Source organism: Mitsuokella jalaludinii DSM 13811 (assembly GCF_000702905.1).
GTDB classification, from domain to species: Bacteria; Bacillota; Negativicutes; order Selenomonadales; family Selenomonadaceae; genus Mitsuokella; species Mitsuokella jalaludinii.
Map to the genome: position 1 here is coordinate 85,875 of NZ_JNKR01000004.1, position 24,967 is coordinate 110,841.

The following is a 24,967-nucleotide window of genomic DNA, read 5'->3' on the forward strand; positions in this document are numbered from 1 at the left end:
GGCGCTCAAAAGGGTGCTCTCAGGCAGCAAAAGAGCCGCAATCCAAAAGGATTGCGGCTCTTTGCTTTGCCCGCAGGACGCTCTAGAAGTCGTTCTTCTGGCGATGCTGCTCGAGTTTCTGGCGGTACATCAGAGCATCGGCCTGCTTCAGCACATCATCGATGTTGTCGATCGGCGTGACAGCTGTGGTACAGCCGAGTGCAATGCTGATCTTTGACGCCTCGAAGTGCGCCTGCAGCCGTTCCAGCAGAGGTGCGGCATCTTCCTCTCGTTCGATTTCCTGCATCATGAGGAATTCATCGCCGCCCATGCGGAAGATGGATCCCTCATGACCGACGTGGCGGAAGATTTCGGCTGCGGCGCAGATGAGCTGGTCGCCGGCTTCGTGGCCGAGCGTGTCATTCGTCTCCTTGAGCCCGTTGAGGTCGCCGAAGATAAAGGCGATGCACCTTCCGGCGGGCAGGGACGCGAGCGACTCCTTGAAGCCGCGCCGGTTCAGCAGCCCTGTGAGCTGGTCGGATTTGCTCAGGCGGTCGAGGCGCTTCATCATGTCGCGGTTGCGCAGCAGGATTGCGAAGAAGCGCGTCAGCGAGGCCAGCAGATCGGATGCGTAATGGAATTTTTGGTCCGACGGATTGATGGCTTCGATGTAGCCGAGCGGTTCGCCGTCGAGCGCGAGGCGGGCGAGCGCGACGCGCTTCAGACCCGGGATGTGCGGGGAGACATCTGGATTCTCCTGCCAGTAGATATCCATGTCGGGGATGCTGAAGCTGCTCTCCTTGACAAAGCGGGCGAAGACGGGGCGCATGTCGGACCTTGGGACAGGCTGGAAGTCGTCGCCGAGCGGCAGGATTCCCTCGGCATTCCACCGATAGGTGAGATGGAGGAAATCGCCCTGTTCTTCGGCCAGGACGATGCGGTCGGCTTCGAGCTGCCGGCCGATGCGCGCCATCATCTGGCGGATGCCATGTACGGGGTCCGTCTCGTACATGCCGAGGCGGACGGCGTCGTTGATGGAAGCCTCCTGGAACAGCATTTCATTGACGCGGACGTCTCTAGACAGGTAGTAGTCGAGATCCAGGCAGGAGCAGTAGTGGCTGTTCTTGCCGTGCCAGGGGATCAGCGTGTCGTGCAGCAGGAAGTCCACGCCGGCGACCGGATTGTGGAAGACGCGCGAGATGAAACGATTGCGGCTCAGCTGCGGCAGGCAGCAGTCGCTGCACGGCGTAGAAATGCCCGCGAGCAGCTCGTAGCACTTCCTGCCCGCCAGCGTCTCGTTCTGCGCGATGCCGAGCTTCTTGCGCATGTAAGGGTTGCAGTAGAGGAGTTCGTACGTTTCGGGGTCAGAGACGATGACCCCGAGCTGGGCGTGATCGAATGCCTCGCGGTCGAAGATGAAGCGGTCGCTCGTGTAGATGGCCTGGCCGTACTGCTCTTCTTCCGACTCGTGCATGCGCTTGACCAGGAGCTGCAGGAGGCTGTCGAGGCTGCGGCCCTCCGAGCCGCGCACCGTAGCGTAGTGCATGTAGAGCGTGCAGGGGCAGCCGTCGACGCTCTGGATGGCATGGATGGCATCGGCAATCTCGATATACGATTTCTGCAGGGAGGCGATGAGGGTGGCCTTCTGGAACAGCAGGAAACAACAGCTGCCGATATGAGAGATCGTGACGGTCTGCGGCAGCATCGTTCGCAGGATCGAACAGATTTGCTGCAGGAGATGCGAGCGGAATTCCTCGCCGTATGTCAGGCCGATGGAATCGAATTCCGGCACATCGATGAGCGTCGCCGCGTAATCGTCGCCGTTGAGGCGGAAGTCATCGGCATAGCGAAGCCCTACCATGACCATGCCGCGGTAGTTGAGAAAGCCCGTCTCTTCGTCGGTGACGGAGGCGCTCACATCGCGCATCTTTTCGTGCTGTTCCACGTCGACATCGTGCAGGATGGTGATGAGGCCCGCAATCCTGTCGTTCCGGTAGAGCGGGAACTTCTCGGCGCGCGCCAGGTGCGGCATCTGGCCGATGACGAGGTGGAGATAGGCGTCCCGGAGCGTCGTTCCCGTGCTCATGACGCGCTCGTCCATCGCGTATAGTTCCTGGCGGTCCACGCAGTAGCTGAGCTCCTGCGGCGTCTTGCCGATGAGCGCATCTTCCGGGATGCCGAGCCAGTCGATAATGGACTGGCTCACGCCGAGAATGCAGTGCGAGCGGTCCTGCCAGATGATTTTCTCATGGCTGTGTTTCAGGAAAGCCTGCCAGAGGGCATGAGAGACGTCCTCCTGTACGACAGCAAACGACGCTGAGGTGATGCCGCAGCTCTCGAGCATCTCGAAGAGCTGCGGCTGGATCTCTTCCGGGGTGGTGATGCGCGGCCTGGCGATACAGAAGAGGATGCCCTTGGCGGGCGATTTGAGGAGCGCGAGCCCCGTGATGAAGAACCAGTCGAAATTGCCGTTGGAGCGCAGCAGCCGGAAGGGCTCTGTGATGGTTGCGCTCTGCGATTCGGCTGCGCGCTGATGGAAGTCCCTGTAATCCGTGAAGCGCAGGAAGCGCTCGCGGTCCTTGGGATGGACGTAGTAATCGGCAAAGTGATGGAGTGTTCCGGCGATGTCCCTGTTTGTGCTCCGCTCCCTCCGGTCATCCGTCAGCGGCTCGATGATTTCCAGTGTCTCGTGCTCCGTGTCGAGGTACCAGATTCCCTCGAACATCAGCAGGATGTTGCGCAGGATATTGTCGAAATGATGAGCGCTCTTGTCCTTGACGGCCTCGTCGAGGCTGACGTTGTAGAGCTCTGCGCGATGGATGTAGTGATGACCGACGCGTGCGATCGTCCGGAGGTTGACGCGCATGTACTGGCCGTTGTCGACATACGTCATCGTCTCGGTCCTGCCGCTCTTGATTGCCTGGTCGGCGAAGCGGCGGAACTTCCGGTGCATGGGATAATCCGGGGCCTGCAGGAAGTGGTTGCTGTCCGTCATTGTCTTCGTGCCCATGCTCTGCAGTGCCTTGAGGTACGCCTGGTTGACCTGCAGGAACTGCAGGTCGACCGAATCGTCGTAGACAATGCTGACGGGTGTCGGCTGATTGACGTCGATGAGTCCGGCCTGGCTGAGCAGCAGGGCCTCCTGCATCGTCTCAAACTCCATACCGCGCTCACGGCAGTATGCGTAGCAGTCTCTGCCGGGAAGGGGACGGCCGTAATAGAAGCCCTGCAGTTTCTCGCAGCCGATATCCCGCAGGAACTCGGCCTGCTCCTTTGTCTCGACGCCCTCGGCGAGCGTGTGGATGCCGAGTTCCTTGGCCATGCGTATGATCGAGGCCACGATGGTGCGGCTCTCCTTCGTGAAGGGATGGAGGAACGCCATGTCGAGCTTGAGCGTGTGGAAGCGGTAGTCCTTGAGCACGTTGAGCGAGGAATAGCCGCTGCCGAAGTCGTCGAGCCAGACCTTGCAGCCTTCCTGCTGGAGATGGCGCAGTCCCCGGCGTATGGCATCGTCCTGGAGCACGAGTGCATTTTCTGTGACCTCCAGGCAGAGGAGATGGCGGGCCAGCTGATAGCGGTGCAGGACGTCCTCCAGGAATGCCACGGGATCGAAGAGCTGGAAGTCGATTCTTGAGAGATTGACGGAGATGGGCAGGATGTTTCGCTTCTGTTTGATGTGGTCGTGGAGGTTTTCGGCGACGCGTTCGACGATATAGCGGTCGAGCTTGTCGATGAGCCTTGCCTCCTCCAGTACAGGGATGAAAACAGCGGGCGAGAGCAGGCCGTAGTCGGGCGACTCCCAGCGCGCCAGTGCCTCAAACCCGCAGACCTTGCCGCTGAGTGCGTGGATGATGGGCTGGTAGTACACCTTGATGTGACGGCTCGCGAGCGCACTGTTGAGATTCTCGCGCACGTAGTTCTGGAGGTGATGCAGGCGGCCCATCTCATTCGTGTAGACGGCGTAGTGGCGTGTCGCGTCTTTCTGGATCGATTTGCAGGCGAGCGCCGCTTCGTTGTCGAAGGCCAGGTTCAGCGGCGCATCGGCAGGCGGCTGGCTCAGGTAGCGGATGCCCGCCTTGAGGTCGATGTTCGTGTTGGCGATGAAGCCCTGGACCTCGTGGCAGGCTGCTTCGATGCGATTTGTCACATCTGCTGTATCGGCGAGCACGGCAAAGTGATCGGCGCCGAGATGCGTCAGTAGCCTGCCAGGGAAATTCTTCTGGAGGATTTCAGCGATGCGGTGCAGGCAGCGGTCGCCCTGCTCAATGCCGTAGGTTGCATTGTAGAGATGAAAATTCGTGATATTGAAGAAGACAGGACAGGAGCGCAGTGCATGCAGATGCTCCCATTCCTGCTCGAGCTGCTCCTGGGCAGCCTCAAAGAAGACTTGCATGGGAGGCAGGTCTGTGAGCACTGGATGTTTGCCTGAAGGTGCATCGTGTGTGTATGCCATGAGGATGATCCCTTCTATTTACCATAATGTTACATAAATCATATAGTTTTATTTCATTATAGATGTTTTCCAAGGGAGATGCCAGCGAGGCACCAGAAAATAAATTTTAATTTTTACCATTTGACCTATTGACATTTTGACCAATAGTGGTACAATAATAATTGAAGCGAGGGAGAGAGCCCCGGAGAAGAGATCGAGAGATCTGAAGGGGCGCGCGCCCGAGACTTCATCGAATTGTTCAAAAGTTCCCGGACAGCAACACGCGTCCGCGTGCCACTCCGGCAAGTTGCAGAAAGGGGATTTGCTTTATGTTTGGTTTGGTTCCATTTGCATCGCGTCATGATCTCGCAAAAGAAGAAAATGATTTTGATCGTCTGTTTGATGTCTTCGATGAGCCGTTCCTGACGAACTTCAAGGCTCCGGACTTCAAGGTCGATGTCAAGGATAATGGTACGAGCTATGAGCTCACGGCTGAACTGCCGGGCCTCAAGAAAGAGGATATCTCCCTGACGTATGAGGACCATTACCTGACGATTGCCACGAAGAAATCCGAAGACAATGATGAGAAAGACGAGAAGGGCAATTACGTCCGCCGCGAGCGCCGCTCGAGTTCGATGAGCCGCTCGTTCTACATCGACAACGTCGATGAGGCAAAGGTTACGGCTGATTATAAGGACGGCGTCCTGACGGTTTGCCTGCCGAAGCAGACGGAAAAGACAGAACCCTCTCATACGATCGCCATTACCGACTGATGCAGGTCGCTGGTGATTGGACCTAGTTTTCCCTCATAACTCTCTCTACGATATACAGTGAAGAGCCGCAGCTCCTCTTTGGAGCTGCGGCTCTTTGTGTTCTGTAACCCTTTTTCCGCGCCCGATTGGATACCGGTTGGAAACAGATTAGTTTTTGCAATGTATATTGACAATCACTATCATAGGCTATACAATACGAAAAGGTTTATCAAAGAGAATGAGTATCAAATGATAGCCGGAGGAAGATAGGATCAAGAGGTGTAGTATGAAGGAACGTATTTTGTACAGCAGGATTGCACTGGCTCTGGCCAGCCTGGCCATCGTTTCCCCGTTCGTGGCTCAGCCGGCCATGGCGGCAGCTCAGGATGAAATCTACGATTTCGGCTCGAGCGATATCTATGCAGAGAAGTCGGCAGAGCCGGTGGAGCCTGCAGAAGCGGAACAAGCTCCAGCATCTGTGGAACCGGTAGCGGAATCGACGGAAGAACCGGCGCCCGAGAAGGCGTATCCGGGCGGCCAGGTGGCGACAGAGGTACAGCTCGGCGTGCTCGGCGACCACCCGACGCTCGATGTGCCATTCAACATCACGGGTTACACGGACAAGATGATGGAAGACAATCAGGTCTCGACTGTCGATGATGTCATCGTCCACGATCCGTCGGTCAGCGACCAGACGCTCTCGGGCGTCTCCAGCGCCTGGAATATCCGCGGCTTCAAGGCACAGCAGCAGGATGTCCAGCTCAACGGCCTCTACGGCATCGCGCCGCGCTTTTACGGCGGCGTTGAGGGTGTGGACCGCGTCGACGTGCTCAAGGGACCGAGTGCCATTCTTGCCGGCATCGCGCCGAACGGTTCCCTGGGCGGCACGATCAACTACATCACGAAGCGTGCCGGCAGTGAGCCGTTGAACCGCGTCAAGATCTCGTACGGCAACGGCGGGGTCTTCACGCAGCAGGTCGACTTCGGCAGGCGCACAGATGACGGCAAGGCCGGCCTGCGCGTCAATGTCCTGAACCGCAACGGCGACACTTCGTTTGATGAGCATATGCGCACGGACTCCATCACGGTCGGTGCAGACTACAAGGGCGACCGCTACCGTCTCGGCTTTGATTACGGCTATGTCTACAACAAGGTATCGGACCAGCAGTATCAGGTGACGATCGGCAGCGGCGCACTCAAGACGATGTCGAGTATGTTCAAGGTGCCGCGCGGCACGAAGTTCGGCGCTGACGGCGGTTACCGCTCCATCCACGAGCAGTACGGCATGCTGCACGGCGAGTACGACCTCAGCAAGGACTGGACGGGATACTTCTCCTATGGCCTGCGCAACACGAAGATGGAGTACTTCTACAACAACTTCTCGCTCTCTGGCCTCAGCGGCGCGGCGACGATGAAATACTCGTACAACAATCAGATCAACAAGGCGGATTCGGCCGAGGCCGGCGTGCGCGGCAAATTCTTCACGGGCGACCTCAAGCATGAGCTCACGGTAGCGGCGAACCGCATCCACTACACGCGCTACATGAATAACCGCAAGGTGGCGGAGGGGCTCAAGACGAACATCTGGAACATCGTCTTCCAGACGCCTGAGAATCCGTACAGCTGGTCTGCACCGAAAAATGATGAGAACACGTTCACGGGCGTGGCTCTGACGGACTCGATCACGACGCCGAATGACAAGTGGCAGTTCGTGCTCGGCGGCCGCGAGCAGCGCGTCAAGGTGGATACCTACAATACGACGACGGGCGCGGTCAAGACGCATTACGATGAGTCGGTCTTCACGCCGGCCTTTGCACTCGTCTACAAGCCGCAGAAGAACGTCTCACTCTACGCTAACTACATGCAGGGCCTCGATGCCGGTGATTCTCTCGTCACAGATACGGATGCAGCGAATTACGGCGAAGCCTTTGCGCCGTTCAAGACGAAGCAGTATGAGGTCGGCGTGAAATACGACTTCGGCAAATGGGCATCGACGCTCTCTGCCTTTGACATCAAATCCCCGACGCTCCTCGAGAATTCGGCTACGAAGATCTATTCGCCGAACGGCGAGGTGCGCCACCGCGGCCTTGAGTGGAATGTCTTCGGTGAGCCGCGCAAGGGCACGCGCCTCATGGGCGGCCTGATGTTCCTCGACGCGACGTACCGTAATACGGAAGGCGGCCTCTACGACGGCAACCGCGTCGCCGCGACGTCGCGCTGGAATGCTGTCATGGGCCTTGAGCAGGACATCGCTTCGGTTCCGGGTCTGACGCTGACGACGAATCTCACCTACAACAGCTCGTCGTACATCAATGAAGCCAACAGCTTCCGCGTTTCGCCGTGGGCGACCTGGGATCTCGGTGCGCGCTATAAATTCAAGTCAGGCGGTGTGCCGCTCACGCTGCGCGGTGATGTCTACAACGTCACGAACCGCAACTACTGGCGCGCGCTCCAGAACAACGGCATCTTCCTCGGCAAGTCGAGAACGTTCATGCTGTCCCTGACGGCAGACTTCTGACGAGGGGAGATATCGTAATGGCATCCACAAGGAATGCATCTCTGCTGGCGGTCCTTCTGCTTGTACTGCTGGCCGTGCTTTCCCTTTTCTTCCTGACGACAGGCATGCGGGAAATCCCGCTGTCTGGCGTCATGCATGCGCTGCAGGCTGGCAGCAGCCAGGATCCTTCTGACCTCGTGGCCTGGACGCTGCGCCTGCCGCGCCTGCTGGCAGCGCTTGTCTGCGGTCTGAGTTTTGCAGTGGCGGGCGCGCTCATGCAGGGCGTGACGAATAATCCGCTGGCCAGCCCGTCCATCCTCGGTATCAACGCCGGTGCGAGCTTTGGCCTGGCGCTCGCGATGATCGTCCTGCCGGCGGCTTCGCTGCAGGTGACGATCATCAGTGCGTTTTTCGGCGCGGCGCTCGCGACCGCCTTTATCCTCGTCCTGGCTTCGCTCAAGCACGGCCTGACGCCCGTCTACATTGCCCTGGCGGGCACGGCGGTCAGCGCGGTATTCATGGCCGTCACGCAGGTCCTCGTCGTCTTCTTTGACGTTGCACAGGAACTCAGCTACTGGACGGCCGGCGGCATTGGCGGGATCCGGATGGCTTCGATCCTGGGCGTCATGCCATGGACCATCCTGGGACTCCTCCTTGCCGTATCGGTCTCCCGCTCGGTGACGCTGCTCTCCTTCGGAGAGGATATGGCCATCGGGCTCGGCGGAAAGCTTTCGCGCATCCGCCTGCGGGCAGGCCTTGCCGTGCTGATCCTCGCAGGGTCGGCCGTGGCGGTAGCGGGACCGGTCGGCTTTGTCGGACTCGTCGTGCCGCACATCACGCGGCGCCTCGTGGGCATTGACTACCGCCTCGTCGTGCCGTTCTCGGCGCTCTTTGGCGCACTGCTCGTCCTGGTTGCCGACATCGTGGCCAGGACGGTCTTTCCGCCATTTGAGATCCCGCTCGGCGCTGTGACGGCGCTCGTCGGCGTGCCGTTCTTCCTCTACCTCGCCAACCGGAAGGAGGTGCGGGGCTGATGGGAAACAGGCGCTATCTCGCCACGCTACTCACACTGGCAGCACTGCTCACGGGGCTCTTCTTCCTGCACTTGGCGACAGGATTCCACTATTTCACGAAAGCGCATCTGATTGGTGTGCTTTTGGGAGGCGGAACACCGGAGGAGGTCCTGACGGTCTTTGACTTCCGCATGGTGCGGTCCATCCTGGCCGTCCTCATCGGCATGGGGCTGGCCGTCTCTGGTGCCGTATTCCAGACCATCTCCAAGAATGAGCTGGCGAGCCCGAGCCTCTTGGGCGTCAATGCCGGTGCTGCGCTGGGCGTCATGCTGCTCATCTACGGGACGCCCCAGGCGACGGGCCTCGGCATCTGGGAGCAGCCGCTTGCCGCTGTCATCGGCGGCGGCCTGGCTGCGGGTCTTGTCTTTTTCCTCTCGCACCAGCGCGGCCGCATGACCTCTACCTATAAACTCGTCCTCAACGGCATTGCCGTCACGGCCGGCCTGCACGCGCTGCAGATCCTGCTGATCGTCGGCCTGGATCCGACGCGCTTCCAGCAGATCAATACCTGGCTGATCGGCAGCATTTTCGGCAACAGCTGGACGCATGTGGACATCCTGTTTCTCGTCGTGCTCCTCATCACGTTCTTTTTCCTGGCGAGCCATGAGACACTCGACCTCCTGGCCCTGCGCGAGGAGAACGCGCTGGGCCTGGGCATCCGGGTGAACCGGACGCGCTTCCTGTTCCTGATGGCTGCTGTCGTGCTGGCCTCATCCTGTGTAGCTGTAGGCGGCAGCATCGGGTTTATCGGGCTCATCTGCCCGCATATCGCAAGGCGGCTCGTCGGCGTGGCGCACAAGCGCTATCTTCCAGTGACGGCTCTTTTGGGCGGCGTGCTGCTCGTGGCGGCGGATTACACAGCCCGTGTGATCATCGCGCCGGATGAGATGCTCGTCGGCCTGATCGTCTCGCTGATCGGCGCGCCGTATTTCCTGTACATCCTCGTGCGCAGCAGGGGCTGACGGCACGGTGGAATCACTTGAAAAGGAAGGATGGAATCCATGGAACTTTCAGCCAGGCATCTGAAGGCCGGCTACGACAAGAATGTGATCATAGAAAACATGAACCTCGATGTGCCGGCGCACAAGGTGACGGCGCTCATCGGGGCGAATGGTTGCGGCAAGTCGACGCTTTTGAAGACGCTCTGCCGCATTCAGCCGCCGCTCGGCGGCGAGGTGCTCCTGGATGGCCGCTCGATCTTCTCGGAAGACAGCCGGGAACTGGCCAAAAAGGTCGCCATACTGCCGCAGAACCCGATGGCCCCTGCGGGGCTCACGGTGCGGGAACTCGTCAACTACGGCCGCGCTCCGCATCGTTCGCGCTTCTTTGCGCGCACGACGCAGGAAGATAAGCGCATGGTCGAATGGGCCCTGCAGGAGACCGATATGACGGCCTTTGCGGACCGGCCGGTGGAGGCCTTGTCGGGCGGCCAGCGCCAGCGCGCCTGGATCGCGATGGCCATCGCGCAGGACACAGAGATCCTGTTCCTCGATGAACCGACGAGTTTCCTCGATGTGGCACATCAGATGGATGTGCTGACGCTCGTGCGCCACCTCAATACGGCTTATGGAAAGACCATTGTCATGGTCATCCATGAGATCAATGAAGCGGCGCGCTTTGCCGATTACCTGCTCGCCATGCGGCACGGCACACTCCTCTATGAGGGGACGCCGGATGAAGTCTTCACGAGGGAGATGCTCGCCGATGTCTTCGGGATCGATGCCGAGCTGCTGCGCGATCCGCGCACCGGCCGGCCGTACTGCATCCCCTACGTGAACCGTGAGCGCCCGGCAGGCAGCGCATCGAAAGAGGAGAAGGCCTATGCGTAACCGGCTTCTGAGCGCGGGCTTTTTCGCACTGCTCATTGCGCTGAGTGCGGTGCTGGCCGGCTGCGGCAGCCAGGCTTCTTCCGGCAGTGCCAAGAGCACGGCGCTCTTTGATCCCGATGTGCCGCGGTCGGATGCGCCGGAGGCGATTGATGCCGAGCTTGCCAATCGATTTATCCAGACGAAGAATGCCTCCGATAAGATGTTTTCGGAAGAAGATGGCCGCACCGTCATCACCCATAAATACGGCAGGACGGTCCTTCCGGAGAATCCGCAGCGCATCGTAGTCGTCGGCCTGGAGGATACGGCGGTGTCTCTCGGTATCCCCATCGCGGCAGCACACCTTGCCCCTTCGTCGTATCTCTATGACACGATGAAGGAGCAGGGCATCGAGAATATCCCCATCAATGTGGAGACGAAGACGGTCAACCTGGAAGCCGTGCAGCAGGCAAGCCCGGACATCATCCTCCTGCGCGACAGCTATGACAGGAATACGTACCGCGCCCTGTCCAAGATCGCTCCCGTCGTGCCGCTCGACCTGCAGAAAGAAGAGGTCACAGAGCTCGCTGCAGCGCGGGCCATCGGGCAGAGCGAAAGGGGGGAGGCGCGCCTGCGCGCCTATTACGATACGGTGAAGCAGGCAAGACTCGCCATCAAGAACCATATCGGCGATGCGACGGTGGCGTATCTGCGCATCATGCAGAAAGAGATCCGCCTCTATCCGTACTCCGCCAATGCGACGAACCGGTTCATGTATGAACTGCTCAACCTCAGGCCGGACCCGATGGTCGTAGCGCTCGACCGCACGAAGAACAATCTCGCCATCTCGATGGAATCCCTGCCGGATCTCCAGGCGGATTATCTCGTCCTTTCGAGCGGCTACGGTGCGAGCAGCGCTGGCAGCACAGAAACGGCGGAAAAGCGGTATGAGGAGCTCCGGGAAGACCCGCTCTGGCAGACGCTGCCAGCTGTCCGTGAGAATCACCTCTTAGAGGTCGATTCTGTCATCTGGAATGCGCACGGACTCATCGCGAAAGAACTGGCAATCGCCAATCTCAAAGACTGGCTCGGCGGACAGCCGTGACAGCGGTCAAGGATAGAAGACAGATCCTGGGGACCTGTCATGAATCGTATAGAAAGGTATAAAAGGAGATCATAATGGAACTTTTGACGACAGGAATCACGTTTTTCCAGAAGGGCGGCATTGTCATGTACGTACTGCTGCTCTGTTCGCTTTTTGTGTTCTCAATCGGCATTGAGCGCGCGATGTACTTCCGGCGCATGGATTCTGGCCGCGCGTTTGCCCGTGACTTTTACCTGGCCCTGGCCAACAACAAGTGGCAGAAGGCCGAGCAGCTCGCCGACCATGCGCGTGGCGCCCTGGCTGACATCCTGTTCGCGGTCATCACGAAAAAGCCGGAAGCCCGCAAGAATCCGTCTGCTTACATGGAAATCCAGTCCGGCATCGCGCTCGCGAAAATGCGCAAGCGCCTCTACTACCTCAGCGTCATCGTCACGATGGCACCGCTGCTCGGCCTGCTCGGCACGATTAGCGGCATGATCACCTCCTTCTCGGTCTTCAATCTGGAATCGGGACAGGCTACGGCCATCACGGGTGGCGTCGGCGAGGCGCTCATTGCGACGGCCATGGGCCTCTGCGTCGCCATCATCTCGCTCACGGTTCATGCTTACTTCTCGCAGCGCATCGAGAACATCGTCACGGACATGGAGCAGTGCTTCTCGATGGTCGAGACGGCTGAAGCAGGCGATATCCATGCTGTCAAAGAGGAGGCTGCCTGATGAGATTACGCGACAGAAGGAGCTTCGCGAAGCCGGAAGTCATGATCATCCCGATGATCGACATCATGTTCTTCCTGCTGGTCTTTTTCATGATCAGCACGCTTTACATGGTCAACCTCAAGACGGTTGACGTCAATATGCCGAAGGCGGCCAGTGCTCAGACGCAGATGAACGTGACGTATCTCGTCACGCTCAAGAAGGACGGTACCCTGTACCTTGAGGACCAGCCCATCGAAGAGAAGGCGCTCATCAAGCAGGCGCAGCAGGAAAACCGCAGCAACAATCACTTTGCGATTGTCGTGCGCGCCGATGAGGGCATCGATTACGGCGAGGTTGTCGACCTCCTCGATCACTTCCGCAAAGCTGGCATCAGCCGGTTCGGACTCGCGGCTGATGCCGGCGGAAAGTGAGGCAGAGGATGCTTCGAGAAGATAAAGAGAATGCAGCCGGCTGGGGGATTTCCTGCGGTGTCCATATCATCATCCTGATGATCGTGGCCGCGACGGGCCTCTTCCAGGCCGTTTCATCCGAAAGCCATCCCGTCGATGTCGAGATTTACGACAATGTGACAGAGGATGAGCAGCCGTCGGATGACAATTCAGAGGCAGAGGCGGCGCCGGCCGAATCGGAGCCGGATGCGCCTCAGCCAGATCCGATCGTCGTCGACCAGAGTGTCGCCGTTCCGGAAATCGAGACTGAGCGGAAGGACGAGAAGGAACAGCCAGAGAAGAAGCAGGCGGATGCAGCGGATCCGTCCGCCAAGCATCCTGCTGCTGATGCGAAGCCGAATGCCAAGGGCTCGCCGAACGGCAAGCCGGGCGGCGATGCAGACAAGCCAAAGGCCGGCCCGGCCCGCGATCCGGCTCACGTCAAGCACGTCAAGGTGCACGCACAGCAGCTCAGCACCGCGCAGCCGGCCTACCCGGTTTCCCTGCAGGCGAAGAAAGCGGTCGGCACCGTCACCGTCAATTACATCATCAATGCCTCAGGCGGCGTCGAGAGCCCGCAGATTGAAGCATCCTCCGGCTATCCGGAGATGGATGCAGCGGCTCTTGCGGCTATCGTGAACTTCACCTACAGTCCTGCGCGCAATGATTATGATGAACCCGTCAACACGCACGGACGCTACACGTTCCGTTTCCATCCCTGATGATCGGATGCCAAAAAACCTGACCGTTTCTGGTCAGGTTTTTTTGATGGGGTAGCGTCACGGTGCTGCTTTTTCGCGCAGCAAAGCGATTTCTCTTGCGTAGCCTGCAGCATCATTTGGCGTCTCGAGGATGAAGGGCAGGTCTTTGAGCGCCGGGTGACGGACGACGCGCACGAGCGCCTCGAGTCCGATATGGCCTTCGCCGATGCGGGCGTGGCGGTCCTTGTGGCTGCCGCGCTCGTTCTGGCTGTCGTTGAGATGGATGGCCTTGAGGCGTGCGAGGCCGATGACGAGGTCGAACTCCGTCAGCACCTCGTCGAGATGCTCGCGTATGTCGTAGCCGCCGTCCCAGACGTGGCAGGTGTCGAGGCAGACGCCGAGCTTGTCATCGAGCTCGACGCGGTCGATGATGGCGCGCAGCTCTTCGAACGTGCGACCGACTTCGGTGCCCTTGCCCGCCATGGTTTCCAAGAGCACGGTCGTCTGCTGGTCCGGCGTGAGCACATCGTTGAGCTGTTGCGCGATGAGCTCAATGCCTTTCTCGGCACTCTGCCCGACGTGACTGCCAGGGTGGAAATTGTAGAAATTGCCGGGCAGGTGCTCGAGGCGCTGCAGGTCATCGGCCATCGCCTCATGTGCAAAGCGCCGCAGATTTTCCTTAGCAGCACAGGCATTCATCGTGTAGGGAGCATGGGCGACAAGCGTGCCGATACCGTGCTCGTCCTTGTAGTGCAGGAACGCCTCGACATCCGCAAGGTCGAGTTCCTTGGCTCGGCCGCCGCGCGGATTGCGCGTGAAAAAGGCAAACGTGTCCGCATCGAGCCGCGACGCCTCACGCCCCATGGCGAGGAACCCCTTGGCTGAGGACAGGTGGCAGCCGATGTGCAATTTATGTTCCATAGGCATGTGATACTCCAATCTGTTATCGAGAATTGTTATTTGTTATAGTATAACACATAAAAAAGCCGTCCGCATGCGATTTTGCGGACGGCTCTGTTTTTGCAGTTCTATTGTGCCCAGGTCTTGCGGTACTTGCCGGGCGGCATGCCGACGATGTTGCTGAAGACGGACTGGAAGTAGTTGGAGTTGTTGTAGCCACACTGCATGGCGATATCGGTAATCGTCATGTTCGTCGTGAGCAGCAGCGTCTGCGCTTCTTCGATGCGCTTGCGGATGATGTACTGCATCGGCGAAGAACCCGTCAGGTCCTTGAACGTGTGGGAGAGGTAGTAGAGGTTGATGTGGAGCGCCTCGGCGATGTCGGGGAGCTTGAGGTCCTCGAGGTAATGGGCATCGATGTACTCCTTGATGCGCGTGCCCATGGTGTAGGAAGGGTTCTCCTCACTCGTCGCCTTTGCCTCGGCCAATGCAGTGACCGCGACGACGATGGCCTGCGTCAAGGCGGCGCCAATCTCGCGGCGCTCATCGTCCTCGCCGTTGAGCGCTGCCAGGAGTTTCATCTCGCGCAGCAGATCGCGCAAGAAGGCATGCCTCCCTTCTTTGCTGAGATGCAGCACGAGCGGTGTGTCATGTTTGGTGAGGTGGCCGGGGGCCAGGCCGCAGAGATGCAGCGCACCGATGCGCATCGTGAAGCCCATGAAGGAGCTGCTCGTCTTGAAGTCGTGCAGCGTATCGCTGTTGATCAAGACGAGATCTTCAGTGCGCAGCTGCTGGCTGCCCTCTTTGAGGCGCATGCGGCAATGCCCCTTCTCGACGAAGAGGATCTCTGCGACGTCATGATGTGATTTCAAGGTGCCGAACGGTGTGGTAGCGGCGAGGTTCTCGATGGACTCGAGGTGAGGACGCCTGCTGAGCTCGAATCGCGATTGTTTCGGACTGCCAAATGGTAGGATAGACATATCTTTCGACCTTTCTTTCGACCTTTCTGCGCCAGAACACGGATAAATGCGAATTTAAAACAAAAATTATAAGTTTTCGCAAAATGCCGAACAAGAAAACGGAGAAATCCATGCCAGCATTTCGGTATAATAGACTCCAGAAAGATCAGTTAATGATGATTTGATGGTTGCCTTTTGAGGAAGTGAGCTTCATATCTATTATTATACTGATAAATCACAAAAAATCCAGTCTTTTCCGGAGAGTCTGGAGAAAAAGGAATAATCAAAGTTGCTTTTTCGTAGGAAAGGTAAGGTGGAGAAAATGCTGAAATGGTTCCTGACTGGACCGGATAAGCCTCGCATCCAAGACAAGGCTGTGGTCAAGAAGATGTATCATACAGCACGTGTTCAGGCCGTCACGGCCATGATCCTCGGCTATGGCATGTACTATGTCATGCGCATGACACTCGGTGTTGCGAAGAAGCCGATGCTCCAGGACGGCTTCACGCCGACAGAACTCGGCATGATGGGTGCGGGCATGCTCGTCGCCATCGCCATCGGCAAATGCGCCAACGGCTTCATCGCTGACCACTGCAACATCAAGAAAATCGTGCCGCTCGGCTTGCTCGGCGCAGCTATCGTCAATGCCATCCTCGGCATGAGCAATACGACCTGGGTCTTCATCGTGCTCTGGGCTGTCAACGGTGTGTTCCAGAGCATGGGCTCAGCACCGTGTATCGTCTCCCTGTCACAATGGTTTGCCAAGAGTCAGCTCGCTACGTACTACGGTGTCTTCAGTATCGCACATTACGTCGGTGAAGGCGCTACGTACCTCGGCACCTCGATGATCATCGTCGCCCTCGGCTGGCATGCCGCCTTCTTCGTACCGGGCGTCGCCTGCATCGTGCTCGCATTCATCATGTATCGCTTCATGCGCGACCGGCCAGAGACGTACGGCCTGCCGTCTGCCAATGAGTTTGAGGGCGAAGTCGCCCAGGAAAAGAAAGAGCAGCAGGTTTCCACGAAGGAAGCACAGCTCATGGTCATCAAGAACCCGTACGTATGGCTGCTCGCCGCTGCGGCAATCTGCCTCGGCATTTCCCGTTATTCCATCTCGAGCTGGGGCGTCATCTTCCTGCAGGAAGCGAAGGGCTTTGACCTCGTGACGGCCGGCAGTATCATGTCGCTCTCCCCGATTCTCGGCGGTGTCGGCTCCTTTTTCTCCGGCATCATCTCCGATAAGATCTTCCATTCGCATCACTCCGTCACGACGATTGTCTTCGGCATTGTCATGCTGATCGGCATTACCGGTGTCTGCTACGTGCCGGCTGGTGATCCGACGCTCGCAGCTGCCTGTGTTGCCATCTTCGGCTTCGGTCTCGGCGTCATCCTCTGCTTCGTCGGCGGTCTGCTCGCTGTTGACCTCTGCCCGCGCAAGGCAACTGGTGCCGCGATGGGCGTCATCGGTCTGCTCGCTTACGGCGGCGCAGCCCTGCAGGATATCGTCAACGGCATCCTGATGGATTCGGCAAAGGTCGTTGTCGACGGTGTCACGACGTATCATTTCGAGACGATCACGAACTTCTGGATTGCCTCGGTCGTCATCATGACACTGCTCATCGTGCCGACGCTCTGGGCTAAGAAGCACAAAGAAGCAGACGAAGAAGCATAACAAAAGATTTGCAGGATCATTCTTTCTCTACTATTATACTGATATAGAGAAAGAATGATTTGCATTAAGGAAATCAGAGTACGAATATGACCGCGGTCCCTTGGTGTCCTGTTTTTCGGCTGCAGTTGAAGCAAGGATTACGTCAGGTCTCGGAAGGAAGATACTATGAACAAGAATATCATCAATGGGCCCTATCTTCTGGACCCGCGTGCCACGCAGATCACAGTCGCTTGGGAGACCGTCGAGCCGACGGATTTCAAGGTGACGGCGAGCAGTGCAGACGGTGCGGAGTACTTCGGCGATGTTGTGTATGAGCGCGAGGAACCCTGCCAGGAGTACCCGAAAGGGGCCTGTGTCTACACGGCGGTCATCAAGGGACTGGAACCGGCGACGGAATATGCATACACGGTCATGGGCGGCGGCGAGGTTTCAGCTGCGTCGTTTCAGACGCTGGCAGAGGCACCAAAGCACCTTCATCTGTTGACGCTGTCAGACTCGCATCTCTTTCACAACAGTTCGTTCTTCAAGAAGATTGCCGTACAGGAAGCACCGGAGTTCATCCTGCACGGCGGTGACATTTCTTTCGGTACGGGCTATCAGCACGATCAGTATCAGGACAACTGGTTCCACAAGATTCCCGATGTCCTCGCGCGCATCCCGGCCTACTACATCCACGGCAATCACGATGACGGCCCTTACTACGACGCGTTCTTCACGGCGACGCAGGGGCGCACAGTCCACACGGCCGACGGCGGCAACACATTCTCGTTCGATTACGGGCCTGCACATTTTACGATGATTGACAGCAATCCCTGGGGCCTCTTTGAGATGAATGCCGTCAATTCCGAGATGCCGCTTGACCGGGAGACGCGCAAGCGCATTGATGATACACTCAAGTGGATTGAGGAAGACCTGACGAGCCCGGCGGCTAAGAAGGCGAAGTGGCGCATCCTCATGATGCATCACCCGTACACGGACCCGTTCAACAACCGCTACATCGTGCCGATTGCGGAGCGCTGCCAGGCACAGCTCGTGCTTGGCGGCCATCTCCACTACTACATCAAGTCGGTCTCCGTCGACCCGAAAGTCGGTGCCCGCACGGTATACGTCTGCGAGGGCAGTGCGCAGGATCCGGAGGCCGAGTACACGGCGGCCCGCGAGGATAAGCGCCTGCTCAGCGAATTCCCGGAAATCACCGCTACGGGACGCAGCAATTACGGCATTCTCGACGTGACGGAAGAGGCGCTTGACTACCGGCTCTACGGCTTTGAGAAAGATGGCAGTACGAAACTCGTCGACACGATCCATCTGACGCACGATGAGCCCGACGTCGAGTTCACGGATATCGAGCTGCGCCGCTTGGATAACAACGGCAATGTCGAAGTCCGGGCGCTGGCCGAGAACAAGGGAACGGCCATGGCAGAAGCTGTCATCCACCTGCTCGACAACAAGTGTGAGCATGCCATCAATCTCTTCGGCAGTGAGGAGAATAGCCAGGTCGCCGTGCTCGAACCGGGGGAGAAGCGCAAGCTCGCAGCCGTCTATCAGGCCGTGCAGCCCGGTGAGCACACGCTGCGCGTCGGCGAGACGGAACTGAAGCTCGTCGTCTTTGAGCCGACGCAGCTCTCTTTCGCGCACATGCGCGTGCGCGCCGGACAGGGCGAGGCTGCTGACTGCATGATCGCAGGCATTGAGGCGACGAACAACCTCGACCACGAGATCTTCGTCTCGGTACCGCTCTACATCAATCAGCGCATCGCCGAGACGAAGAGCCTGTTCTTCCGCGGCCATGAGAAGCGCTATATTGAGTTCCACTACAAGTTCCAGCAGGGCGGCGAATATCAGGTCAGCATTGCCGACCAGCTGCCGAAGGAAGTCTCGATTGAAGGCGGCATCCGCATCATCCCGCGCATCCTCGACAAGTCGGGGCACGGCCATACGGCCCTGCTGCACGGCTCGCCGAAGGTCCGTGAAGTCGACGGCCACATGGAAGTCGCGCTCGAGCAGTATGGCGATTACATCGAGATACCGGCGAGCCGCGATCTTCGCGCGCCGCAGGGCTTCACCGGCATGGTCTGGGCAGACATCGACCGCCTGGCAAGGCCGAGCGAGATGGGCCACAACCCGCTGATGGTCCGCGGCAAGTCCGTGGGCTGGGGAGCGACGTACTGCCTGCGCATGGTCGTAGAGCGCGCCGGCGGTCTCAAATGGGGCATCTGCCATGATATCACGGAGTATTCGTGGCAGGGCGGCGAGGCAAAGATCGGCGAATGGGCGCAGTACACGATGACCTTCGACAAGAAGGCAGGCGGCGATTCGTACTGTGACGGCAAGCCGCTGGCGCATGTGGCGGGCATCTCGGATGACAGCGAGATACGCCAGTGGGACGATCAGCCAATCTTTGTCGGCTATTCCTACATCGGCCATGTCATCCCTGAGATCGGCCGGCCGAAGTACTTCACGCATCTGCCCGGCCGCATCAGCCAGGTCCGCTTCTACAAGAAAGGACTGACGGCGGAGGAGAATCGGGAGATTTACGAGCATCCCGAGGCAGAAGGCCCCGAGCGCGATGACCTCGCGGTCTGGCTCGACTTCCACAGCATTCTCAAGGTCGGTACGCACACGACAGAGTGGCGCCATCCGGCCATCTACGATCCGGCTTTCAAGACGCAGAAGAAGTATTGGCGTTTCAAGCAGCTCAAGGCCAAGACGCATCTGCCGTTGCAGGCCAGCCTGCGCGCGCGTGTGGAGGTGTCGGATGACATGGCGACGGTCAAGGCGAGCCGTCCAATCAATCTAAAGGACGGCACGAATTACGTCGACATCTCGAACCTGCCAGAGGCGCAGTATCTGCGCATCGTGACGGAATTCGCGGCAGAAGTCGGTCCCGACGGCACGTTCGTGCCGGAGCTTCTCTCATATCAGGTCGTGGCGGAAAACGGGCGCGACTTCACCGACATGTTCTGGTCAACGCGCCCCGACTGGGAGCGCGGCCGCTTCACTGGAGCCGTCGGCTTCCCGCCGGTCGACCGCCTGCGCGACTATCCCGAATACACCGACGTCATCCATGGTTGAAGACCTTTCCACCTTTTTTACGAGGACAGGAACTCCTGTCCTCTTTTTTGTGCTGAGACGCATCCAGCAGAACGCCGAAGCCGAAACAGGTCCCCGCGCCCCGTAGGACGTGCACAAACAAAAAAATCCGGCTGCATGGAAATCCATGCAGCCGGATCGCTATATGCAGCTTAATCAAAATTCATGATGATGGTCTTTTCTTCCGTGAGCTCGCGGATGGCGTATTCCGGGCCTTCTTTGCCCATGCCGCTGTCTTTTACGCCGCCGTAGGGCATGTTATCCATGCGGAAGCTGGAGCCGTCGTTGATGACGACGCCGCCGGCTTCGATGTGCTCGGCTGCGTAATGTGCGATGTAGAGGGACGTCGTAAAGACGCCGGCCTGCAGGCCGTAGCGGGAGTTGTTGACGCCGGCGATGGCTTCTTCAATCGTGTCATAGGGGATGATCGAGAAGATCGGTGCGAATGCTTCATTCTTGACGACATCCATGTCGGGCGTTACATCGGTAAGGATGGTCGGCTCGTAGAAAGCACCGCGGCGGTGGCCGCCGGTCAGTACCTTGGCGCCGGCTGCTGCGGCATCCTTGACCCAGCCCTCGATGCGGACGGCTTCTTTCTCCGCAATCATCGGGCCGAGGCAGGTCGATTCGTCGCTGAGCTTGCCACCCTTGAAGTTCTTGGCAAAGGCGACGGCGTAGTCACAGAACTCTTGGTAGATGCTGCGCGAGACGTAGACGCGCTGGCAGGAGATGCAGACCTGGCCGGCGTTGAGGAAGGCGTACTTGGCACAGAGCTCGGCGACCTTCTTGACGTCCTTGACGTCCTCGTGCACGACGTTGGCGGAGTTCGAGCCGAGCTCGAGTGCCACGCGGCGGAATCCGGCGGCTTCCTGCAGGGATTTGCCGACGGGGACGCTGCCGGTGAAGGAGAACATGCGGATGCGTGCATCCTTTGTCAGGTATTTGCCGACGAGCGCACCGGGGCCGGTCAGCAGGTTGAGGCAGCCTGCCGGCAGCCCCGCTTCACGGAAGACGTCACAGAGGAGCGCGGCGGTCAGAGGCGTGGCCGATGCAGGCTTGTAGATGACGGTGTTGCCGGCCGCGAGCGCCGGTCCGATCTTGTGGGCAGCGAGATTTACCGGGAAGTTAAACGGCGTGATGGCGCAGACGACGCCGAGCGGTTGGCGGATGGTGAAGGCGAGCTTGTTCTGGCAGCCCGGGGCACCGGCAAGCGGGATCGTCTCTCCCTTGAGGCGCTTGGCTTCTTCTGCCGAGAGGATCAGCGTCTGGTAGGCGCGCCCAATCTCGCCACGGGCATCGCGCAGGGGCTTGCCCGCTTCAGCCGACAGTGCTGCGGCGAATTCCTCGGTGCGCTCGCGCATGAGGTTGGCGGCCTTGAGGATGATCTCGTAGCGCTCGTAGGCAGAGAGCTTGACCTCGCGGAAGGCCTTCTCGGCTGCGTCGACGGCCGCACGGCATTCTGCCTCGCCAGCGACGGCAATCTCGGCAATGGTTTCGTTCGTCTCTTTATTGTAGACAGGGACGGTCTTCTCGGTCATGACTTCCTGGCCGCCGATGTAGAGTGGCTGTTTTTTCATAGTGATTCCTCCTGATCAATGATGTGCGGCGAGTTTCTCAATCTCTTCCTCGCGTATCGTGTCCGGCGTGATGAGCTGGATGTGGTTGGCCGTGCAGTACGAGATGTACTTTTCAGGCGGCATCTTGTTGGTCACGATGTACTGCATCTCCTTGAGCGTACAGTAGCTCATCAGGGAGGAGATGTCGAATTTCGAATCGTCGACGAGCAGGAAGTGCTCGCAGTCCTTCTCGACGAGGCAGCGCTTGATCTCGCATTCGAGCGGCGAGGCGTTCGTCGCGCCGTGCTCGAGCGAGATGCCCGTGCTCGCGAGGAAGACCTTCGATATATTATAGCGGCGCAGGACCTGGATGACCTGCGGTCCGACGAACGCCTTGGACGGGGTGAAGAGCGAACCGCCCGTCGCGAGGACATTGAGGTTGCTGTAGTTGGATGCAGCATTGATGACGTGGACACTCGCCGTGACGATGGTCAGGCGGTGCTTCTCCGTCAGGTACGGGATCATGTGCATCGTGGTCGTGCCGGAGTCGATGTAGATGACATCGCCGTCGTGGACGAAGTCTGCTGCCATGCGGGCAATCTGCTTTTTGGCATCGGCATTGCGGCTCTCGCGCGAGGCGAAAGGTTCCGGGCTGCCGGACGGCTCGGCGAGGACAATGCCGCCGTAGACCTTCTTGATGAGGCCCTGCTGTTCGAGCTCTGCGATATCGCGGCGTATGGTGTTCTTAGAGACCTGGAACGTATCACAGAGATCGTTGATAGATATGTTGTGCACACTCTTCAACAATTCATGGATGCGGTTGATTCGATCGATTTTCATGAGAGATCACCTGCTTCTGCGCCTGAGGCACATGGGGTGTCGAATCATTACACAACATACGCCAACAGACATTCAAGAAATAACCAATTTATGAGTAGGTTCGTTTACTTTCATTATAAGCGAATTGTCGGTAAGAAACAAGAGAAAACAGAAAAAAGTACCATTTTTCATGGACTGGACGGTGCGGGAACGGCAAGTCTTAAGCAACACTTATCATATAGAGCAATCATGATTACTCATGATTATCAGAAAAAATAAAATTCCGCAAAATCTTGCCAAAAAGCTCAAAACAGTATTGACAACGTGATGTAAAAGTATTAAATTATAGCCATAAGGTAATCAAAAGGTTATCAACAACAGCGTTGATACTATCATCAGAATAGGAGAGTGGACAACATGGGTTATACGTTTATGGTTCCGGCAAAGATCATCTCGGGCACGAATGTCATTGAAGAACTCGGCCAGCACATCCAGGGCAAGGGCACGAAGGCCCTGATCGTCACGGATCAGTTCATGGTGAAGTTCGGCAATGCGGCGAAGGTTGAGAATGCACTCGCTAAGGCAAACATCCCGTACGTCACTTTCGCTGGTGCCAATTCGGAGCCGACGGATAAGATCGTCGATGCCGGCCTGAAGGTATACCGTGAGGAAGGCTGCGACTTCCTCGTCGCTCTCGGCGGCGGCAGCCCCATGGATACGGCAAAGGCAATCATGTTCATGTCGACGCAGCCGGAAGGCAAGAAGATCAACGAGTTCATGCATGTCAACATCGACATGCCGGTCCCGTATCTCGTCGCTATCCCGACGACGGCTGGCACGGGCTCTGAGGTCACGAAGAACACAATCATCGCTGATACGGAGAACAACGTCAAGATGCTGCTCGGCGGCCCATCCATCATCCCGGCTCTCGCTGTTGTCGATCCGACCTTCACGATGACGGCTCCGCCATCTGTCACGGCTGCAACGGGTATCGATGCGCTCTGCCATTCGATCGAGGCTTACACGAGCCGCAAGGCACAGCCGCTGACCGATACGTTCGCACTCTCGGCCATCAAGAAGATCCACAAGAACCTGCCAATCTGCTACAAGGATGGCAAGAACGTCGAAGCCCGCCTGCAGATGAGCATCGCGGCAACGGAAGCCGGCATCGCCTTCAACAATGCCTCCGTCACGATCGTCCATGGCATGAGCCGCCCGATCGGCGCTCTGTTCCACATCGCACACGGCGTCTCGAATGCCATCCTGCTGCCGGCCTGCATGAAGTTCGCCATCGAGGAGAACACGGCACGCTTTGCCACGATTGCACGCGTCATGGGTGTTGCGGATGACGCTACGCCGGACCACGATGCAGCTGAGGCATTCGTCGCAGAGGTCACGCGCTTCTGCAAGGAAGTCGGCATCCCGTCGGCAGAGTCCCTGCTCGAGCAGCGCGGCTTCAAGAAGGAAGACTTCCTCGCACAGCTCGACAAGATGGCTTCCGATGCGCTCGAGAGCGGCAGCCCGCAGAACACGATGCGCATCCCGACGAAGGAACAGCTCATCGAGATCTACAAGGAACTCTTCTGATTTCGCAAGAACCCGCATGATAGAATAGGAGGGGTGGTCATGCCACTCGTACATTTGACAGACCTCATAAGCAAGCCAGACAACACATACGCAATTGGCGCGTTCAATGTCTCGGATATGGAGATGGCCATGGGTGCCATCAAGGCGGCAGAAGAGCTCCATGCTCCGCTGATCCTGCAGATTGCAGAAGGCCGCCTGCGCTACTCGCCGCTCGACCTGCTTGGCCCCGTGATGATCGCGGCCGCCAAGAAGTGCTCGATGCCGACGGCCGTTCATCTCGACCACGGCAGCACGATGGAGACAATCAAGCTTGCGCTCGACCTCGGCTTCACGTCCGTCATGTTCGACGGTTCGAAATATCCGCTCGATGAGAACATCGCCCGCACGCAGGAAGTCGTCAAGCTTGCGAGGAGCTACGGCGCTGACGTCGAAGGTGAGATCGGCCGCGTCGGCGGCGCGGAGGGCGACTACAAGAGCGTGGATGTCCTCGTCACGAGCGTCGAGGAAGCCAAGCGCTTTGCCGAGGAATCCGGCATCGATGCGATGGCCGTCGCAATCGGAACGGCACATGGCAACTACAAGGAGAAGCCGCAGCTCCGCATCGACCGCCTCAAGGAAATCCATGCGGCCGTCAAGACGCCGCTCGTCCTGCACGGCGGCACGGGCCTGACGGAAGAGGATTTCCGGACTTGCCTTGCCAACGGCATCCAGAAGATCAACATCGCCACGGCGTCGTACGACGCTTCGGCAGCGAAGATAAAGGAAGTCGCTGCAGCGAACCCGCAGGCAAAGTACTTCGATTTCAGCGATGCCATCGTACAGGGCACCTACGAGAATGTAAAGAAACACATGCACATCTTCGGGCTCGAACAGAAGGCATGAGGAGGATAAAG

Annotated in this window: 18 protein-coding genes; 13 read left to right on the forward strand and 5 right to left on the reverse strand. The window is 58.5% G+C overall.

Annotation, left to right across the window (positions count from 1 at the left end; all coding sequences use genetic code 11):
* Positions 1-82 precede the first annotated feature (82 nt).
* A complete protein-coding gene (locus T518_RS11345) occupies positions 83-4,432 on the reverse strand; it encodes an EAL domain-containing protein (protein ID WP_051652192.1) in 4,350 nt (1,449 codons plus the stop codon).
* Positions 4,433-4,740: 308 nt separating this feature from the next.
* On the opposite strand from T518_RS11345, the gene T518_RS04335 reads away from it, so the two are divergent.
* The 9 genes from T518_RS04335 (at position 4,741) to T518_RS11350 (ending at position 13,509) form a co-directional block, all read left to right on the forward strand.
* Positions 4,741-5,184, forward strand: coding sequence for an Hsp20/alpha crystallin family protein (locus T518_RS04335; RefSeq protein WP_036375793.1), 444 nt, complete (start codon positions 4,741-4,743; stop codon positions 5,182-5,184).
* Positions 5,185-5,449: 265 nt separating this feature from the next.
* On the forward strand, positions 5,450-7,681 hold the full coding sequence (locus tag T518_RS04340; RefSeq protein WP_036375796.1) for a TonB-dependent receptor: 2,232 nt from the start codon (positions 5,450-5,452) through the stop codon (positions 7,679-7,681).
* 17 nt (positions 7,682-7,698) lie between these two features.
* Positions 7,699-8,694: a FecCD family ABC transporter permease gene (locus T518_RS04345; protein ID WP_036375799.1), complete on the forward strand. Its 996-nt coding sequence runs from the start codon at positions 7,699-7,701 to the stop codon at positions 8,692-8,694.
* On the forward strand, positions 8,694-9,695 hold the full coding sequence (locus T518_RS04350; RefSeq protein ID WP_036375802.1) for a FecCD family ABC transporter permease: 1,002 nt from the start codon (positions 8,694-8,696) through the stop codon (positions 9,693-9,695). The genes T518_RS04345 and T518_RS04350 overlap by 1 nt, the downstream gene beginning before the upstream one ends.
* 39 nt (positions 9,696-9,734) lie before the next feature.
* Positions 9,735-10,562, forward strand: coding sequence for an ABC transporter ATP-binding protein (locus tag T518_RS04355; RefSeq protein WP_036375805.1), 828 nt, complete (start codon positions 9,735-9,737; stop codon positions 10,560-10,562).
* Positions 10,555-11,643 (forward strand): ABC transporter substrate-binding protein, encoded by a 1,089-nt coding sequence (locus tag T518_RS04360; protein WP_036375808.1) that lies wholly within the window; start codon positions 10,555-10,557, stop codon positions 11,641-11,643. Before T518_RS04355 ends, T518_RS04360 begins: the two co-directional genes overlap by 8 nt.
* Positions 11,644-11,717: 74 nt before the next feature.
* Complete coding sequence (locus tag T518_RS04365; protein WP_036375811.1) at positions 11,718-12,359, forward strand: MotA/TolQ/ExbB proton channel family protein; 642 nt, start codon at positions 11,718-11,720, stop codon at positions 12,357-12,359.
* Positions 12,359-12,769 (forward strand): ExbD/TolR family protein, encoded by a 411-nt coding sequence (locus T518_RS04370; RefSeq protein WP_036375814.1) that lies wholly within the window; start codon positions 12,359-12,361, stop codon positions 12,767-12,769. The genes T518_RS04365 and T518_RS04370 overlap by 1 nt, the downstream gene beginning before the upstream one ends.
* 8 nt (positions 12,770-12,777) lie before the next feature.
* Positions 12,778-13,509: an energy transducer TonB gene (locus T518_RS11350; RefSeq protein WP_051652193.1), complete on the forward strand. Its 732-nt coding sequence runs from the start codon at positions 12,778-12,780 to the stop codon at positions 13,507-13,509.
* A gap of 57 nt (positions 13,510-13,566) precedes the next feature.
* Here T518_RS11350 and T518_RS04380 read toward each other — a convergent pair whose 3' ends face one another.
* Positions 13,567-14,415 carry a deoxyribonuclease IV gene (locus tag T518_RS04380; protein WP_036375817.1) on the reverse strand — a complete coding sequence of 283 codons (849 nt, stop codon included), beginning with the start codon at positions 14,413-14,415 and terminating at the stop codon, positions 13,567-13,569.
* Between the two features lie 101 nt (positions 14,416-14,516).
* Entirely contained in the window at positions 14,517-15,368 is an 852-nt protein-coding gene (locus T518_RS11355; RefSeq protein WP_072003569.1) for a helix-turn-helix transcriptional regulator, read from the reverse strand.
* Positions 15,369-15,669: 301 nt separating this feature from the next.
* Here T518_RS11355 and T518_RS04390 point away from each other — a divergent pair, with 301 nt between their 5' ends.
* Positions 15,670-17,019, forward strand: coding sequence for an MFS transporter (locus tag T518_RS04390; protein ID WP_036375899.1), 1,350 nt, complete (start codon positions 15,670-15,672; stop codon positions 17,017-17,019).
* Between the two features lie 165 nt (positions 17,020-17,184).
* Complete coding sequence (locus tag T518_RS04395; protein ID WP_036375820.1) at positions 17,185-20,094, forward strand: metallophosphoesterase; 2,910 nt, start codon at positions 17,185-17,187, stop codon at positions 20,092-20,094.
* Between the two features lie 170 nt (positions 20,095-20,264).
* On the opposite strand, the gene T518_RS04400 is transcribed toward T518_RS04395, so the two are convergent.
* Positions 20,265-21,689 carry an aldehyde dehydrogenase family protein gene (locus T518_RS04400; RefSeq protein WP_036375823.1) on the reverse strand — a complete coding sequence of 475 codons (1,425 nt, stop codon included), beginning with the start codon at positions 21,687-21,689 and terminating at the stop codon, positions 20,265-20,267.
* Between the two features lie 15 nt (positions 21,690-21,704).
* Positions 21,705-22,508, reverse strand: a complete 804-nt coding sequence (locus T518_RS04405; RefSeq protein WP_036375826.1) for a DeoR/GlpR family DNA-binding transcription regulator — start codon at positions 22,506-22,508, stop codon at positions 21,705-21,707.
* A 396-nt stretch (positions 22,509-22,904) separates the two neighbouring features.
* Between T518_RS04405 and T518_RS04410 the strand changes: the two genes are divergently transcribed.
* Both T518_RS04410 and T518_RS04415 read left to right on the forward strand, forming a co-directional pair.
* Positions 22,905-24,074: an iron-containing alcohol dehydrogenase gene (locus T518_RS04410; protein ID WP_036375828.1), complete on the forward strand. Its 1,170-nt coding sequence runs from the start codon at positions 22,905-22,907 to the stop codon at positions 24,072-24,074.
* A 39-nt stretch (positions 24,075-24,113) separates the two neighbouring features.
* A complete protein-coding gene (locus T518_RS04415; RefSeq protein WP_036375830.1) occupies positions 24,114-24,956 on the forward strand; it encodes a class II fructose-bisphosphate aldolase in 843 nt (280 codons plus the stop codon).
* Positions 24,957-24,967 lie beyond the last annotated feature (11 nt).